We start from the raw sequence: 16,563 nt of genomic DNA, 5'->3' as shown, positions 1-16,563 counted from the left end.
CCCGAGGTGCTCACGTCATGACCCAGCCGCCCCCTCCGCCACCCCAGCAGCCCCCGCAGTCGGGCGGCTTCGGGCCGCCCCCGGGCCAGCCCCCGCAGACGCCTCCGCCGGCGCAGCCCCAGCCGGGGTACGGCTACCCGCACGGCGCGCCGCAGGCACCCCAGCCGCCGCAGGCACCCCAGCCGCCGCAGGCACCGCCCGGTTACGGCTACCCCGGTCAGCAGCCGGGGTCGTACGGCCAGCCGCCGCAGGCGCCCTACGGCCAGCCGGGACACGGGCAGCCCGGGTACGGGCAGCAGCCCGGCTACGGCTATCCGCAGCAGACCATGCCGCTCCAGCCGCAGGCCGGACAGCCCGGCGGCGGGGGCAAGTTCAACGCGCAACTGGCCATCATCGTCGCCGCGGTCGTGGCGATCGCCCTGATCATCGGCGGCGGTGTCTGGTACGCCAACTCCGGCAAGGACGACGGCAAGAAGGACGACACGGCCGGCTCGAGCGGGGGTACCGGCGGCTCGGGCGACAACAAGGGCGGCACCACCTCCGGTGAGGAGAAGGCCCCGGCCGACCCCAGCGCCCGCGTCCTCTTCCAGGTCCCGGCGCCCGAGGTGAAGAACGACAGCACGGTCGTCGTCTCCGGCTCCTGGCTCACCGACAAGGCGTACGTCAAGAGCGGCATCGCCCAGATCGTCGGCTACGACCGCGACAAGGGCGGCGAGCTGTGGAAGATCCCGCTGGCCGGCCCGGTCTGCCAGGCCAGCCGCCACGTCACCGACGACAACAAGACGGCGATCCTCTACCAGCCCGCCATGCCGACCAAGGCGGACCCGTCGCACGGGTGCAGCCAGCTCGCGGTGATCGACCTCGACGCGGGCAAGAAGCTGTGGACCAAGACCGTCAAGACCGGTGACGATCTGATCAACTTCGACAACGTCACGATCAGCGGAAAGACGGTCGCCGTCGGCAGCACCAGCGGCGGCGCCGCCTTCGACGTCTCCGGCAAGCTCCTGTGGAGCCCGAAGCCGACCGACACCTGCTACGACGCCGGGTACGGCGGCGGCGAGAAGCTCGTCGCGGTGCGCAAGTGCGGCACGTACGGCCAGCGGCAGCTGCACATCCAGACCATCGACCCGAAGTCCGGGAAGGTGATCTCGGAGTACAAGATGGCCGAGGGCATCGAGTACGCGAGCATCGTGTCGACCAACCCGCTGGTCGTGGCCGCCGACGTCGGCGACTCCGCGGGCGACGGCAGCGGCATCTCCGACTTCTTCTCCATCGACAACAAGACCGGCAAGCTGCGCACGCGCATCTCCGCGCCGGGCGAGCAGTTCGCGGCGCGCTGCGAGGGCATCACCCGCATCGAGTACTGCAACCTGCTGGCCGTCGGCAACGACCGGCTGTACCTGCCGACCGAGGAGCACGACGGCACCGGCGAGTACAGCCAGACCAACGAGATCGTCGCCTTCGACCTCGCCACCGGCAAGCAGACCGGGCAGCGCGCGGATGCCGGGGACGGCTACACGATCTCGCCGCTGCGGATGGACGGCGGCAACCTGATCGCGTACAAGCGGCCGCCGTACGACAAGGGCGGGCAGATCGTGAGCATCGACGGGGGCAGCTTCAAGGAGACGAAGCTGCTGGAGAACCCGGCGTCGGACCAGGTGCGGGACGTGGAGACCAGCATGTCGCCCGAGTACTCCGAGTTCCTGTACGGCGGCGGGCAGCTGTACATGTCCAAGGTGTACGCGAGCAAGCGGTCCGCCGGCCGTGACAAGGAGTACCTCGCGGTCGGCTTCGGTACGAGCTGATCATCCGGTGACCGGTTCTTGATCGACCGGTGGCTGATGCGGCCCCGTCCCTGTTCAGGGGCGGGGTCGTTCGCGTTTGGCTCAGTCAACCTCGAATGCGAGGAATTTCGGCGATCCGGGGCGATTCTCGCCGGTAGGGGGAGCGCAACGTCGAACAAGCGTGTAGCTTCCGGGGGCATGAAGGCGGGGGAGCCGGGGGGCTTCCATTTGGGGGGACCGGGGTGACTGGGGGGTTGCTCGATGGGAGTGCGGCTCATGGTGGTCGACGACCACCGACTGCTGGCGGAGGCGCTGGCCTCGGCGCTGAAACTGCGGGGGCACCGGGTGCTGGCCGCGGCGGCGCCGGCGGCGGGGGCGGCGGAGCTGGTGATCACGCGGGCGCCGGAGGTGTGCCTGCTGGGGACGGCCGCGCCGGCGGAGCCGGGGATCTTCGACCCGGTGGTGAAGATCAAGCGGGAGCGGCCGCAGGTGGCGGTGCTGGTGCTGGGCCCGGTACCGAGCCCGCGGGGCATCGCGGCGGCGTTCGCGGCGGGGGCGTCCGGGTACGTCCGGCATGACGAACGCATAGAGGGTGTCGAGCGGGCGATCATGAAGGCGCGGGCGGGGGAGGCGGCGGTGGCGCCGCAACTGCTGCAGGGCGCGTTCAGCGAGTTGCTCAACCCGGCGGCGCAGCCGGACGACGAGGGGCAGCGGTTGCTGTCCATGCTCACGCCGAGGGAGGTCGAGGTCCTGGTCCGCGTCGCGGACGGCGAGGACACCCGCCTGATCGCGGCGGGCATGGGCATCGCACCCTCCACGGCCCGCACGCACGTCCAACGGGTCCTGATGAAACTCGGCGTCGGCTCCCGCCTGGAGGCAGCGGCCCTGGCGGCCCGCACGGGGTTGCTGGACCGGGCGGGGCCGGTGCGGCGGGAGCCGGGTGCTTGATCGCCGGGTGCGCGTAGCGCCTTCTCGCCGGTGGTGGGTCGGGGCCCCGCGGGGGGTGTCCGTCCTCGGAACGGCGCGATCGACCTTTTACCGACTGACTGGCGTTGACGCGCCAACCGCTGCGGGCGGACACCCCCCGACACGTCCCCTTGCGCGGTCCGGCGGCTGCGGGCGCGTCGTGGCTCGCCCGGCTGCCCTAGCTGCGGGCATGCGTGCCGCTAGGGGCGGCACGGGTGGGCTTGGGGGTCCACAACGCCGGGTCACTCCACCCGCTCGTCCCCCTCCGGCTCAACCCCCGGCGGCGCCGGCGCCACCGGCCGCAGCTTCAGCCACACCAGGAAGAACAACCCCAGCGCGAGCATCCCCAACCCGGTCCACAGGTTGATATTGACGCCCTCCGCCTTGTCGATGTCGGCATCCGACGCCGTGAAGCCCGCGATCGTGACGATCACGCCGTACACCACGAACAGCCCGCCGATGATCCGCCGGATGTCGAACAGCCGCGCGGCGGTCGCCGACTTGCCCTGCAGCTCGGTGACTTCCCGCTGCACGTCCTTCTCGGAGTAGAACTCGGACATGTTCCGTCAACCTCCACACGTCAGAACGAGAACGGGATGTAGCAGGCCGCGGCCAGCACGACCGCACCCCAGCCCAGCAGCGCCGGCTTGCGGTACCAGGCCTCGTCCCCCGGCGCCGGCGGTTCCGCCATGCCGGGCGAGGTCGTGCCGTAGACCAGCCCCTGCAACTCCTCCACCGGCTTCGGCGCGGTGAAGAGCGACACGGCCACCATGACGACCGCGCCCGCGACGAATCCCGCGATCGCGGAGACGAAGTTGGCGCCCTGGTCGGAGGGGATGTCGATGAGGCCCTCCTTGTAGATGACGAAGTAGTTGACCATGGCCGCGGTCGTGCCGGCGATCAGGCCCCAGAAGCCCGACTTCATCGACGCCCGCTTCCAGAACATGCCGATGATGAAGACCACGAACATCGGCACGTTGAAGAAGGAGAACAGCGTCTGGAGGTAGCTCATGATGTTGGAGAAGGACGACGCCAGGAACGCCGTGCCGATGGACGCGAGCACGCCGATCGCGGTGATCAGGCGGCCGAAGCGCACGTAGTACTCGTCCTCCCGGTCCTTCACGACGTACTTCGCCCAGATGTCCGTCGTGAACACGGTGTTGAACGACGACACGTTGGCCGCCATGCCCGCCATGAACGCCGCCAGGAGACCCGTCACGGCGATGCCGAGCACGCCGTTGGGCAGGAGCTGCTCCATCAGGTAGGGGATCGCGTCGTTGTACTGCAGGTCGGAGCCGGCCGTACCGATCCTCGGCACCAGAGCGGCGGCGACCAGGCCCGGGATCATCACCAGGAACACGATGAAGATCTTCGGGAACGCGGCGATCAGCGGGGTGCGCTGGGCCGCCGACAGGTTCTTCGCGGACAGGGCGCGCTGCACCTCGGCGAAGTTCGTCGTCCAGTAGCCGAAGGAGAGCACGAAGCCGAGGCCCAGGACGATCGTCAGCCAGTTCGCGCCCAGTGGGTTGTCGCTGCCGATGCCGGTGCCGCCCCAGGAGGTCATGAAGTCGCCGCCGTGCTGCGCGGTGAGCTTGTCGGAGAGCCCGTCCCAGCCGCCGACCGACTTCAGGCCGAGCACGGTGATGGGGATGAGCGCGGCGAGGATCACGAAGAACTGCAGGACCTCGTTGTAGATCGCCGAGGACAGACCGCCGAGCGTGATGTACGCCAGCACGAAGAAGCCGGCGACCACGATCGCCACCCACTCCGGCCACCCCAGCAGCGCCTCGACGACGATGGCGAGGGCGTAGAGGTTGACGCCGGCGATGAGGATCGCGGCGAAGGCGAAGAGGACGGAGCTGAGCAGGTGCGCCGCCTTGTCGAAGCGCAGCAGCAGGAACTCGGGGACCGAGCGCACCTTGGAGCCGTAGTAGAAGGGCATCATCACCAGGCCGAGGAAGACCATGGCGGGGATGGCGCCGATCCAGTACCAGTGGGTGGTGTAGACGCCGTACTGCGCGCTGTTGGCGGCCATGCCCAGGATCTCGGTGGCGCCGAGGTTGGCGGCGATGAACGCGAGACCGGTGACCCAGGCGGGCAGGGAACGGCCGGAGAGGAAGAAGTCGAGGCTGGTCTTCACCGAGCGTCTGGCGGCGAAGCCGATGCCGAGGACGACGACGAAGTAGATGCCGAGGATGGTGTAGTCGAGCCAGTTCGTGGGGAGTCGCAGCTCGGCTGCCAGATATGTGGGGGTATGCACTAGCCCTCGCTTAGGTGCGTGAACCGATACCTCGCGGAATCTACGCCTCTGCGTTCAGTGACTGAACACTTCTGTTGATGCTCTTTGTTGGATTGTGATGTTGACGATTGAGGAGACTGGTGTTTTGATATGTTCGGTTATGTTTGAAGGATGAGGAGTCCGGCGTGAAGAAGACCTCGACCCGGCTGGCCGACGGTCGCGAGCTCATCTACTACGACCTGCGTGACGACAGCGTGCGCGGCGCGGCCGACCGCCGCCCGCTGGACCGCACCGTCACCACGTCCGAGATCCGCCGCGACCCCCTGCTCGGCGACTCCGTCGCCATCGCCTCGCACCGCCAGGGCCGCACCTACCACCCCCCGGCCGACGAGTGCCCCCTGTGCCCCTCCGAGGGCGACCGGCTGAGCGAGATCCCGGACTCGTCGTACGACGTCGTCGTCTTCGAGAACCGCTTCCCCTCGCTCGCCGGCGACTCCGGCCGCTGCGAGGTCGTCTGCTTCACCTCCGACCACAACGCGTCCTTCGCCGGCCTGACCGAGGAGCAGGCAGGCCTGGTGCTGGAGGCGTGGACGGACCGTACTTCGGAGCTGTCCCATCTTCCCTCCGTCGAGCAGGTGTTCTGCTTCGAGAACCGGGGCGCCGAGATCGGCGTGACGCTCCAGCACCCGCACGGGCAGATCTACGCCTACCCCTTCACCACCCCGCGCACCGCCCTGATGCTCCGCTCGGTCGCGGCCCACAAGGAGATGACGGGCGGGGAGAACCTCTTCGACGCCGTCCTGGAGCGGGAACTCGCCGACGAGCGGGTCGTCCTGGAGGGTGAACACTGGGTGGCCTTCGTGCCGTACGCGGCGCACTGGCCGTACGAGGTCCACCTGTACCCCAAGCGCCGTGTGCCCGACCTGCTCGGCCTGGACGAGGAGGCGCGCACAGAGTTCCCCAAGATTTATCTGGAACTCTTGAGGCGCTTCGACCGGATCTTCGGTGAGAACGAGCCCCCCACGCCCTACATCGCGGCCTGGCACCAGGCCCCGTTCGGCGCGCTGGAGGAGTTCGACGGCGTCGTGCGCGAGGACTTCGCGCTCCACCTCGAGCTTTTCACCATCCGCCGCACTTCCGGCAAGCTGAAGTACCTCGCGGGTTCCGAGTCCGGCATGAACGTGTTCATCAACGACGTGCCGCCGGAGCGCGCGGCCGAGCGACTGCGAGAGGTAGCGAGTTCATGAGCGGGAAGTACCTGGTGACGGGCGGGGCGGGTTACGTCGGCAGCGTGGTCGCCCAGCACCTGCTGGAGGCCGGTCACGAGGTCGTCGTCCTCGACAACCTCTCCACGGGCTTCCGCGAGGGCGTCCCGGCCGGTGCCGCCTTCATCGAGGGCGACATCCGCGACGCGGCCAAGTGGCTGGACCCCTCCTTCGACGGCGTCCTGCACTTCGCGGCGTTCTCGCAGGTCGGCGAGTCGGTCGTGAAGCCGGAGAAGTACTGGGACAACAACGTCGGCGGCACGATGGCCCTGCTGTCCGCGATGCGCGAGGCGGGCGTCCGCAAGCTCGTCTTCTCCTCGACGGCCGCCACGTACGGCGAGCCGGAGCAGGTCCCGATCGTCGAGTCGGCGCCCACCTCCCCGACCAACCCCTACGGCGCCTCCAAGCTCGCCGTCGACCACATGATCACCGGTGAGGCGGCCGCCCACGGCCTCGGCGCGGTCTCACTGCGCTACTTCAACGTGGCCGGGGCGTACGGCGAGTACGGCGAGCGCCACGACCCCGAGTCCCACCTCATCCCCCTCGTCCTCCAGGTCGCCCAGGGCCGCCGGGACGCGATCTCCGTCTTCGGCGACGACTACCCGACGCCGGACGGCACCTGCGTGCGCGACTACATCCACGTCGCGGACCTGGCCGAGGCCCACCTGCTGGCCCTCAAGGCGGCGGCCCCCGGCGAGCACCTGATCTGCAACCTCGGCAACGGCAACGGCTTCTCCGTCCGCGAGGTCATCGAGACGGTCCGCCGTGTCACCGGCCACCCGATCCCGGAAGTGGTCGCTCCCCGCCGGGGCGGCGACCCGGCGGTCCTGGTGGCATCGGCCGCCACGGCCCGCGAGAAGCTGGGCTGGAACCCGTCCCGCGCGAATCTCGCGGGAATCGTCGCCGACGCGTGGGACTTCGCGCAGCGGCGCGGCAACTAGTACGTACGGAAGGTCAGGGGTCAGGGCATGAGCGAGGCTGTTGCCGAGAAGGTCGCCGAGCGGTTCGCGGAGCTGTACGGAACCGCGCCGCAGGGCGTGTGGGCGGCGCCGGGCCGCGTCAACCTCATCGGCGAGCACACGGACTACAACGACGGCTTCGTCATGCCGTTCGCCCTCCCGCACACGGCGGTGGCGGCGGTGTCCCGTCGCGAGGACGGCGTCCTGCGCCTGCACTCGGCGGACGTGGAGGGCGGAGTCACCGAACTCCGCCTCGACGACCTCGCCCCCGAGTCGGACAAGAACTGGACGGCGTACCCGGCGGGCGTGGTCTGGGCCCTGCGCGAGGCCGGCCACGCCGTCACGGGCGCGGACGTCCACCTGGCCTCCACGGTCCCGTCGGGCGCGGGCCTGTCGTCGTCGGCGGCCCTGGAAGTCGTGGTCGCACTGGCCCTGAACGACCTCTTCTCCCTCGGCCTGCGGGGCTGGCAACTGGCCCGTCTGTGCCAGCGCGCCGAGAACGTCTACGTCGGTGCCCCGGTCGGCATCATGGACCAGACGGCGTCGGCGTGCTGCGAGTCCGGCCACGCGCTGTTCCTCGACACGCGCGACCTCTCCCAGAAGCAGATCCCCTTCGACCTGGCCGCGGAGGGCATGCGCCTCCTCGTGGTCGACACCCAGGTCAAGCACTCCCACAGCGAGGGCGAGTACGGCAAGCGCCGCGCGGGCTGCGAGAAGGGCGCGGCCCTGCTGGGTGTCGACGCCCTGCGGGACGTCCCCTACGCGGACCTGGACGCGGCCCTGGCCCGCCTGGGCGACGAGGAGGAGGTCCGCCGCCTGGTCCGCCACATCGTCACGGAGAACGAGCGCGTGGAGCGGGTGGTGGCGTTGCTGGAGTCGGGGAAGACGCGCGCGATCGGCCCGGTCCTGGTCGAGGGCCACGCGTCCCTGCGCGACGACTTCCGCATCTCCTGCCCCGAACTGGACCTGACCGTCGACACGGCCCTCGCCGCAGGCGCCCTGGGCGCCCGCATGACCGGCGGCGGCTTCGGCGGCTCGGCGATCGTCCTGGCCGAGGAGGCGGACGTGGACGCCATCACCAAGGCGGTGACGGAGGCCTTCGCCGCGGCGAACTTCACGACCCCCCGCGTCTTCGAGGCGGTCCCGTCACCGGGCGCCCACCGCCTCCACTGATCCCACCACGACGAGAGCGGCGCCCTCCCTCCGACGAGGCCGCCGCTCCCCTCCCGCGCCTTCCCAGGCGACCTGCCAGGTGAGAGTCGCCTCGAGGGCGTAGGTACCGCACTCCACACGGCGGCGTCAGCTCGGGCTCAGCTTCTTCACCAGCAGGTACTCCGTGATCCCCGGCGGATAGTCCGGCACCGCGCACACCACCTCGTACCCCTGCTTCTCGTAGAAGCGCGGGGCCTGGAAGTCCCAGGTCTCCAGGCGGGCCGCGCGGCAGGCGCGCCGGGTGGTGGCGAGGTGTTCCGCCTCCGCGAGCAGGCGGGCTCCCAGGCCCCGGCCCCGGTGGCGTTCGTCCACCCACAGGTACGTGACGTGCAGCCAGGTCGCCCAGGTGTAACCGACCAGTCCGCCGGCCAGGTCGTCGTCCGTGTCGTTCACAGCCCACACGTGCAACGGGACGTCCCGTTCGTCCGGGGTTCCGCGCAGGGCGCGCAGGATCGGGGAGGCGGCTGTATTCGCGTCCCGCAGGCGTGTGCGGAGCAGATCACGTCGGGCCTTGTCGACTTCTGTCTCAAGACGGAACATGCGGCACACCATAAACGCGTCGGACAGTCAGTTCTGCAAATAACCTTCCGCTCCGGGCCCCCGCCCGTACCCTGATGAACAGCACCGGTGGGGGCCGGTGCCGATCAGGGGGCGAGACAGCCGGGTACCGACGCCCGGGGTGGGGGTAGCGGTTTCTGCACGGCGGCGGCCGTGCGGCTGCGGCGCCCCGGCCGGACTGCGGCGAGGACGGACGGACAACCGCAGCGGCTCTGACACTCCGGCGTCGTACCCGCGCGGTGTCGTCTTCCGACGATGGGGTATCCCCTGCTCTTCAGGAGCCTGGGGAAGGGGGTTACGTGGTTCGCATCCGAGTCCTGGTCGTCGACGACCATCGCATCTTCGCCGAGTCACTCGCCGCGGCCCTGGCCGCCGAGCCTGATGTCGACGTCTCCGCGGCCGGCAGCGGCCCCGCCGCGCTGCGCAGCCTGGAGCGGGCGGTCGCCGAGGGGCGCCGGTTCGACGTGCTGCTCGTGGACGCCGATCTGGGCGGCAAGGTGCCGGGCGCCCGGCCGGCCGTCCCCGTGCAGGAGGGCAACGAGGACGGGCTCGTCGACGGGATCTCCCTCGTCACGGGCGTGCGGTCCGCGCAGCCGAACGTACGGATCGTCGTGCTCGCCGAGAAGGACGACCCGCGGCGGGCGGCGCTCGCGCTGCAGGCCGGGGCCTCCGGCTGGGTCGCCAAGGACTGCTCGCTGTCCCGGCTGCTCACCGTCATCCGGGGCGTGCTGCGGGAGGAGACCCATCTGCCGCCCGCCCTGCTTACCGGCGTCCTGCGGGAGCTGACCGCCGCCCGCAAGCACCGCACCGAGAGCGAGCGGCTCGTGGAGTCCCTCACTCCGCGTGAGCGGGAAGTGCTGCGGTGCATGGTGGCGGGGCTGGGGCGCAAGGCCGTCGCCGAACGCCTGTATCTGTCACCGCACACCGTGCGGACGCATATGCAGAACGTCCTGGGCAAGCTCGGTGTCCACTCGACCCTCGCCGCCGTCGCCCTGGCCCGGCGGGCCGGGGTCGGGCCCGTCGACCTAGCCGGGGATGTTGTCGAACGGGGCGGTCAGCTGGCGTAGCAGCGCCGCCAGTTCGCTGCGCTGGGCGCGGGACAGCTCCGCGAGGATCGCGCGCTCCTGGTCGAGCAGACCGGCCAGGGCCTGGTCCGCGCGGTCGCGGCCCTCGTCCGTCAGTCGGACCAGGACGCCCCGGCGGTCACTGGGGTCGGGGAGGCGTTCCACCAGGCCCTTCTTGGCCAGGCGGTCGATGCGGTTCGTCATCGTGCCCGACGTGACCAGGGTCTGGGTGAGGAGCTGTCCGGGCGAGAGCTGATACGGCGTGCCCGCGCGGCGCAGGGCCGTCAGGACGTCGAATTCCCACGGCTCCAGGCCGTGCTCCGAGAAGGCCAGCCGGCGGGCCCGGTCCAGATGCCGGGCCAGTCTGCTGACGCGGCTGAGCACCTCGAGCGGTTCCACGTCGAGGTCCGGGCGCTCGCGGCGCCATGCTGCGACCAGCCGGTCGACCTCGTCCTCCATGACGATCAGTGTAGTGGTTGTGTCGACGTAGAGTCTCTTGACGTCCATTATCTTGACATCGAGATATATCGGGCGTCACGCTGAGTGTGCGTCCGTCCGTGCGCGCCGTCGTACGGGCACCCCGAAGGACACCAGGAGGACCCATGCCCGCAGCCGCCCCCACCTGGGACCCCGCCCAGTACCTGCGCCACGCCGGCCATCGCGCCCGGCCCTTCGTCGACCTCCTCGCCCGCGTCCCCGGCCTGCCCGACGAGCCGCCCCGCGTGGCCGACCTCGGCTGCGGCCCCGGCAACGTCACCACGCTGCTCGCCGAGCGCTGGCCCACCGCCCGGATCACCGGCTACGACAACTCGCCCGAGATGCTCGACCGGGCCCACGCCGAGCACGAGGGCCCCACCCCGGGCGGGGGGCACCTGGACTTCGCCCACGCCGACGCCCGCACCTGGACGCCCGAGGAGCCCTACGACCTGATCCTCAGCAACGCCACCCTCCAGTGGGTGCCGGGGCACGTCGAGCGGTTCGGCGACTGGGTGGCCGGGCTGAAACCGGGCGGCACCTTCGCCTTCCAGGTGCCCGGGAACTTCGACGCCCCCAGCCACCGGCTCATGCGCGAACTCGCCGGCTCACCGCGCTGGCGCGGCCGGCTCGCCGGCACCCTGCGCCACGCCGACGCCGTCCTCACCCCCGAGGCCTACCTGGAGCACCTCACGAGCCTCGGCTGCACGACCGACGCGTGGGAGACGACGTACATCCACCTCCTCCAGGGCGAGGACCCGGTGCTCGACTGGGTGCGGGGGACCGGCCTGCGGCCCGTGCTGACCGCCCTCGCCGACGACCCCGAGGCGCGGGAGGACTTCCTCGCCGAGTACCGGGCGGCCCTGCGCGCGGCCTATCCGGCCGGCCCGCACGGCACGCCGTTCCCGTTCCGCCGGGTGTTCGCCGTGGCGCGCAGGGAGGGCTGATGATCACCGCCGTGGACCATGTCCAGCTCGCCGCCCCGCCCGGGAGCGAGGAGCGGCTGCGGGCCTACTACGTCGATGTCCTCGGCATGGCCGAGGAGCCGAAGCCGCCCGGGCCCGCCCGGCGGGGCGGCTGCTGGTTCCGGGCGGGGCAGGTGCGGCTGCACCTGGGGGTGGAGGAGGACTTCCGGGCGGCGCGGAAGGCCCACCCGGGGCTGCGGGTGACGGGCATCGACGCGTACGCCGCCCGGCTGGCGGCCCACGGCGCGCCCGTCACCTGGGACTCCGCCCTGCCGGGTCATAAACGGTTCTACTCGCGGGACCCGGTGGGCAACCGCCTTGAGTTCCTCGAACCTCTCTAGGCCTTGCGCCGCCCTATCAGATGGGGCTTGGCCTCCAGGCCGTCCAGGCCGTGCCACGCCAGGTTCACCAGGTGCGCGGCCACCTCGGCCTTCTTCGGCTTGCGCACGTCCAGCCACCACTGGCCGGTCAGGGCGACCATGCCGACCAGGGCCTGGGCGTACAGCGGGGCCAGCTTGGGGTCGAAGCCGCGGCTCTTGAACTCGCGGCCCAGGATGTCCTCCACCTGGGTGGCGATGTCCGAGATGAGGGAGGCGAAGGACCCCGTCGACTGGGGGATGGGCGAGTCACGGACCAGGATGCGGAAACCGTCCGTGTACTCCTCGATGTAGTCCAGCAGGGCGAAGGCCGCCTGTTCGCACAGTTCGCGGGGGTGACCGGCCGTGAGCGAACTGGTGACCATCTCCAGCAGGCGCCGCATCTCGCGGTCCACGACCACCGCGTACAGCCCTTCCTTGCCGCCGAAGTGCTCGTACACCACCGGCTTGGAGACCCCGGCCTTCGCCGCGATCTCCTCCACCGACGTGCCCTCGAAACCCTTCGCCGCGAAGAGCGTGCGACCGATCTCCAGCAGCTGCTGGCGGCGCTCGGCACCGGTCATCCGGGTGCGACGCACTCGCCGCGGCTTGTCATTGCTGGGGGTGCTGCTCGAGTCGGTCGCCACAGCGACCATCATGCCGCCTCGACGGGCTCCTTCCCGCGCGGGGAGCCGCCTTCCCCGGTGTTACGGCGCGAATCGATACGCGAGCGTGACGGCCAGCGCACGTCGTACGCCCAGCCGAGCATCTCGAACCAGCGGATCAGCCGGGCGGAGGAGTCCAGCTGGCCGCGCATCACACCGTGCCGCGCGGACGTCGGGTCGGCGTGGTGCAGGTTGTGCCACGACTCGCCGCAGGACAGGACCGCCAGCCACCACACGTTGCCCGAACGGTCACGCGACTTGAAGGGGCGCTTGCCGACCGCGTGGCAGATCGAGTTGATCGACCAGGTCACGTGGTGCAGCAGGGCCACCCGGACGAGCGAACCCCAGAAGAACGCCGTGAACGCGCCCCACCAGGACATCGTGACCAGACCGCCGATCAGCGGCGGCAGCGCCAGCGACACCACCGTCCACAGGACGAACTGGCGGGAGATGGTGCGGAGCGTCTTGTCCTTGACCAGGTCCGGGGCGTACTTCTCCTGCGGCGTCTGCTCCTCGTCGAACATCCATCCGATGTGGGCCCACCACAGGCCCTTCATCAGCGCCGGGAGCGTCTCGCCGAACCGCCACGGCGAATGCGGGTCGCCCTCCGCGTCGGAGAACTTGTGGTGCTTGCGGTGGTCCGCCACCCAGCGCACCAGCGGACCCTCCACCGCCATCGACCCCGCGATCGCCAGCGCGATCTTCAGCGGCCGCTTCGCCTTGAAGGAGCCGTGCGTGAAGTGCCGGTGGAAACCGATCGTGATGCCGTGGCACCCCAGGTAGTAGAAGAACACCAGCAGGCCGAGGTCCAGCCAGCTCACGCCCCAGCCCCACGCCAGCGGCACGGCCGCCAGCAGCGCGAGGAACGGGACGGTGATGAAGAGGAGGAGGGCGATCTGCTCGATGGAGCGCTTCTGCTCGCCGCCCAGCGTCGCGGAGGCCGCTGCGGCGTCGGTGGCCTGACCGGGCGCCTTCGGGGCGTCCTCGATCACGTCGGAACTACTGGTCATACGCGTCCCCTGGGGGGTATGTGAACGGAGAAGGAGTCGCCGGGCCACGGGAATCCGTGCAGTGCTTCCTACGGTTCCGTAACCTACGGCATCGTAAGTATGGCAGTGCGTCGCTTCGCGGCAAGAGCCCGACAGCCTGCGCGTCCCGGCCGACACCTATCCTTGAGTCGGTCGGACAGCGCGGTCCGCTCTGATTTCTTCCCGGACGTCCGGCCCCGTAAGCGGCGCCCGCCGCGCGAGACGCCGTCCGGGTTCCCTCCCAGACGAGCTTCAACACTGCAAGGAGCCGCACCTGTGAGCAGTGCCGACGACCAGACCACGACGACGAGCAGTGAGCTGCGTGCCGACATCCGCCGCCTGGGCGACCTCCTCGGAGAGACCCTCGTCCGGCAGGAGGGCCCCGAGCTGCTGGAACTCGTCGAGAAGGTCCGCCGCCTCACCCGAGAGGACGGCGAGGCCGCCGCCGAGCTGCTGCGCGGCACCGAACTCGACACCGCGGCCAAGCTGGTCCGCGCCTTCTCCACCTACTTCCACCTCGCCAATGTCACCGAGCAGGTCCACCGCGGCCGCGAGCTGCGCGCCCGCCGCGCCGCCGAGGGCGGACTCCTCGCCCGGACGGCCGACCGCCTCAAGGACGCCGACCCCGAACACCTGCGCGAGACGGTCCGCAACCTCAACGTCCGCCCCGTCTTCACGGCCCACCCCACCGAGGCCGCCCGCCGGTCGGTCCTGAACAAGCTCCGGCGCATCGCCGCACTCCTGGAGACCCCGGTCCTCGAGTCCGACCGCCGCCGCCTCGACACCCGCCTGGCCGAGAACATCGACCTCGTCTGGCAGACCGACGAACTCCGCGTCGTCCGCCCCGAGCCCGCCGACGAGGCCCGCAACGCCATCTACTACCTGGACGAACTGCACGCCGGCGCCGTCGGCGACGTCCTGGAGGACCTCACCGCCGAACTCGAACGGGCCGGCGTCAAGCTCCCCGACGACACCCGCCCCCTCACCTTCGGCACCTGGATCGGCGGCGACCGCGACGGCAACCCCAACGTCACCCCCCAGGTGACCTGGGACGTCCTCATCCTCCAGCACGAGCACGGCATCAACGACGCCCTGGAGACCATCGACGAGCTGCGCGGCTTCCTGTCCAACTCCATCCGCTACGCCGGCGCCACCGAGGAACTGCTGAGCTCCCTCCACGCCGACCTGGACAACCTCCCCGAGATCAGCCCCCGCTACAAGCGCCTCAACGCCGAGGAGCCCTACCGGCTCAAGGCCACCTGCATCCGGCAGAAGCTGGAGAACACCAAGCAGCGCCTCGCCAAGGGCACCCCGCACGAGCCCGGCCGCGACTACCTCGGCACCAGCCAGCTCCTCGACGACCTGCGGCTCATCCAGACCTCACTGCGCGAGCACCGCGGCGGCCTCTTCGCCGACGGCCGCCTCGCCCGCACCATCCGCACCCTCGCCGCCTTCGGCCTCCAGCTCGCCACCATGGACGTCCGCGAACACGCCGACGCCCACCACCATGCCCTCGGCCAGCTCTTCGACCGGCTCGGCGAGGAATCCTGGCGCTACGCCGACATGCCCCGCGAGTACCGCGCCAAGCTCCTCGCCAAGGAACTCCGCTCCCGGCGCCCCCTCGCCCCCACCCCGGCACCCGTCGACGCGCCCGGCGAGAAGACCCTCGGCGTCTTCCAGACCGTCAAGCGTGCCCTGGAGGTCTTCGGACCCGAGGTCATCGAGTCCTACATCATCTCCATGTGCCAGGGCGCCGACGACGTCTTCGCCGCCGCCGTCCTCGCCCGCGAGGCCGGACTGATCGACCTCCACGCCGGCTGGGCCAAGATCGGCATCGTCCCGCTGCTGGAGACCACCGACGAGCTCAAGGCCGCCGACACCATCCTCGAGGACATGCTCTCCGACCCGTCCTACCGGCGCCTCGTCGCGCTCCGGGGCGACGTACAGGAGGTCATGCTCGGCTACTCCGACTCCTCCAAGTTCGGCGGCATCACCACCAGCCAGTGGGAGATCCACCGCGCCCAGCGCCGCCTGCGCGACGTCGCCCACCGCTACGGCGTCCGCCTGCGCCTCTTCCACGGCCGCGGCGGCACCGTCGGCCGCGGCGGCGGCCCCACCCACGACGCCATCCTCGCCCAGCCCTGGGGCACCCTCGAAGGCGAGATCAAGGTCACCGAACAGGGCGAGGTCATCTCCGACAAGTACCTCATCCCGTCCCTGGCCCGCGAGAACCTGGAACTGACGGTCGCCGCCACCCTCCAGGCGTCCGCCCTGCACACCGCGCCCCGCCAGTCCACCGAGGCCCTCGCCCGCTGGGACGCCGCCATGGACGTCGTCTCCGACGCCGCCCACGCCGCCTACCGCCGCCTCGTCGAGGACCCCGACCTGCCGACGTACTTCCTCGCGTCGACGCCGGTGGACCAGCTCGCCGACCTGCACCTGGGCTCCCGGCCCTCCCGCCGCCCCGGCTCCGGCGTCTCGCTCGACGGCCTGCGCGCCATCCCGTGGGTGTTCGGCTGGACCCAGTCCCGGCAGATCGTCCCCGGCTGGTTCGGCGTCGGCTCCGGCCTCAAGGCACTGCGCGAGGCCGGCCTCGACACCGTCCTCGACGAGATGCACGAGCAGTGGCACTTCTTCCGCAACTTCATCTCCAACGTCGAGATGACCCTCGCCAAGACCGACCTGCGGATCGCCCAGCACTACGTCGACACCCTCGTCCCCGACGAGCTCAAGCACGTCTTCGACACCATCAAGGCCGAACACGAACTCACCGTCGCCGAAGTCCTGCGCGTCACCGGCGAGCAGGAACTGCTGGACGCCCAGCCCGTCCTCAAGCAGACCTTCACCATCCGCGACGCCTACCTCGACCCCATCTCCTACCTCCAGGTCGCCCTCCTCAAGCGGCAGCGCGACGCCGCGGCCGCCGGCGAACAGCCCGACCCGCTCCTCGCCCGCGCCCTGCTCCTCACCGTCAACGGCGTGGCGGCCGGCCTGCGCAACACCGGCTGAACCACACCCCCGACACGAC

At 70.6% G+C, this 16,563-nt stretch carries 15 protein-coding genes; 9 read left to right on the top strand and 6 right to left on the bottom strand.

Annotation, left to right across the window (positions count from 1 at the left end):
* The first annotated feature begins 17 nt into the window (after positions 1-17).
* Entirely contained in the window at positions 18-1,805 is a 1,788-nt protein-coding gene (locus C1703_RS16160; protein ID WP_114253490.1) for a PQQ-binding-like beta-propeller repeat protein, read from the top strand.
* Between the two features lie 240 nt (positions 1,806-2,045).
* A complete protein-coding gene (locus tag C1703_RS16155; protein WP_114253487.1) occupies positions 2,046-2,732 on the top strand; it encodes a response regulator transcription factor in 687 nt (228 codons plus the stop codon).
* A 260-nt stretch (positions 2,733-2,992) separates the two neighbouring features.
* On the opposite strand, the gene C1703_RS16150 is transcribed toward C1703_RS16155, so the two are convergent.
* Together C1703_RS16150 and C1703_RS16145 are read right to left on the bottom strand one after the other, a co-directional pair.
* Positions 2,993-3,310, bottom strand: a complete 318-nt coding sequence (locus C1703_RS16150) for a hypothetical protein (protein ID WP_114253485.1) — start codon at positions 3,308-3,310, stop codon at positions 2,993-2,995.
* A gap of 20 nt (positions 3,311-3,330) precedes the next feature.
* Positions 3,331-5,010: a sodium:solute symporter family protein gene (locus C1703_RS16145; protein ID WP_114253483.1), complete on the bottom strand. Its 1,680-nt coding sequence runs from the start codon at positions 5,008-5,010 to the stop codon at positions 3,331-3,333.
* A 164-nt stretch (positions 5,011-5,174) separates the two neighbouring features.
* On the opposite strand from C1703_RS16145, the gene galT reads away from it, so the two are divergent.
* The 3 genes from galT to galK are packed head-to-tail and all read left to right on the top strand — an operon-like array spanning position 5,175 to position 8,386.
* Positions 5,175-6,236 (top strand): galactose-1-phosphate uridylyltransferase, encoded by a 1,062-nt coding sequence (gene galT / locus C1703_RS16140; RefSeq protein WP_114257446.1) that lies wholly within the window; start codon positions 5,175-5,177, stop codon positions 6,234-6,236.
* A complete protein-coding gene (gene galE, locus C1703_RS16135; RefSeq protein WP_114253481.1) occupies positions 6,233-7,195 on the top strand; it encodes a UDP-glucose 4-epimerase GalE in 963 nt (320 codons plus the stop codon). The genes galT and galE overlap by 4 nt, the downstream gene beginning before the upstream one ends.
* A 27-nt stretch (positions 7,196-7,222) precedes the next feature.
* Positions 7,223-8,386, top strand: coding sequence for a galactokinase (gene galK / locus C1703_RS16130; protein WP_114253479.1), 1,164 nt, complete (start codon positions 7,223-7,225; stop codon positions 8,384-8,386).
* Between the two features lie 126 nt (positions 8,387-8,512).
* Here the strand turns inward: galK and C1703_RS16125 are convergent, their stop codons facing one another.
* On the bottom strand, positions 8,513-8,977 hold the full coding sequence (locus tag C1703_RS16125; protein ID WP_198678185.1) for a GNAT family N-acetyltransferase: 465 nt from the start codon (positions 8,975-8,977) through the stop codon (positions 8,513-8,515).
* A 305-nt stretch (positions 8,978-9,282) separates the two neighbouring features.
* On the opposite strand from C1703_RS16125, the gene C1703_RS16120 reads away from it, so the two are divergent.
* Positions 9,283-10,050 carry a response regulator transcription factor gene (locus C1703_RS16120; RefSeq protein ID WP_033312082.1) on the top strand — a complete coding sequence of 256 codons (768 nt, stop codon included), beginning with the start codon at positions 9,283-9,285 and terminating at the stop codon, positions 10,048-10,050.
* Here the strand turns inward: C1703_RS16120 and tamR are convergent.
* Entirely contained in the window at positions 10,009-10,506 is a 498-nt protein-coding gene (gene tamR / locus C1703_RS16115) for a MarR family transcriptional regulator TamR (protein ID WP_114257445.1), read from the bottom strand. The genes C1703_RS16120 and tamR overlap by 42 nt on opposite strands.
* A 143-nt stretch (positions 10,507-10,649) precedes the next feature.
* Between tamR and C1703_RS16110 the strand changes: the two genes are divergently transcribed.
* Together C1703_RS16110 and C1703_RS16105 are read left to right on the top strand one after the other, a co-directional pair.
* Positions 10,650-11,468, top strand: a complete 819-nt coding sequence (locus C1703_RS16110) for a trans-aconitate 2-methyltransferase (protein WP_114253475.1) — start codon at positions 10,650-10,652, stop codon at positions 11,466-11,468.
* Positions 11,468-11,827, top strand: coding sequence for a VOC family protein (locus tag C1703_RS16105; protein ID WP_114253473.1), 360 nt, complete (start codon positions 11,468-11,470; stop codon positions 11,825-11,827). The genes C1703_RS16110 and C1703_RS16105 overlap by 1 nt, the downstream gene beginning before the upstream one ends.
* Here C1703_RS16105 and C1703_RS16100 read toward each other — a convergent pair.
* The gene (locus tag C1703_RS16100; protein ID WP_114253471.1) at positions 11,824-12,501 is read right to left on the bottom strand and encodes a TetR/AcrR family transcriptional regulator; all 678 of its coding nucleotides are present in this window, start codon (positions 12,499-12,501) and stop codon (positions 11,824-11,826) included. The genes C1703_RS16105 and C1703_RS16100 overlap by 4 nt on opposite strands.
* Positions 12,498-13,517: a fatty acid desaturase gene (locus tag C1703_RS16095; protein ID WP_114253469.1), complete on the bottom strand. Its 1,020-nt coding sequence runs from the start codon at positions 13,515-13,517 to the stop codon at positions 12,498-12,500. The genes C1703_RS16100 and C1703_RS16095 overlap by 4 nt, the downstream gene beginning before the upstream one ends.
* A 294-nt stretch (positions 13,518-13,811) precedes the next feature.
* Here C1703_RS16095 and ppc point away from each other — a divergent pair, with 294 nt between their 5' ends.
* A complete protein-coding gene (gene ppc, locus C1703_RS16090) occupies positions 13,812-16,544 on the top strand; it encodes a phosphoenolpyruvate carboxylase (RefSeq protein WP_114253467.1) in 2,733 nt (910 codons plus the stop codon).
* Positions 16,545-16,563 lie beyond the last annotated feature (19 nt).

The organism is Streptomyces sp. Go-475 (assembly GCF_003330845.1).
Classification (GTDB): Bacteria; Actinomycetota; Actinomycetes; order Streptomycetales; family Streptomycetaceae; genus Streptomyces.
Note: the sequence above shows the minus strand (reverse complement) of the source record. Positions and strands in the feature narration are given on the sequence as shown.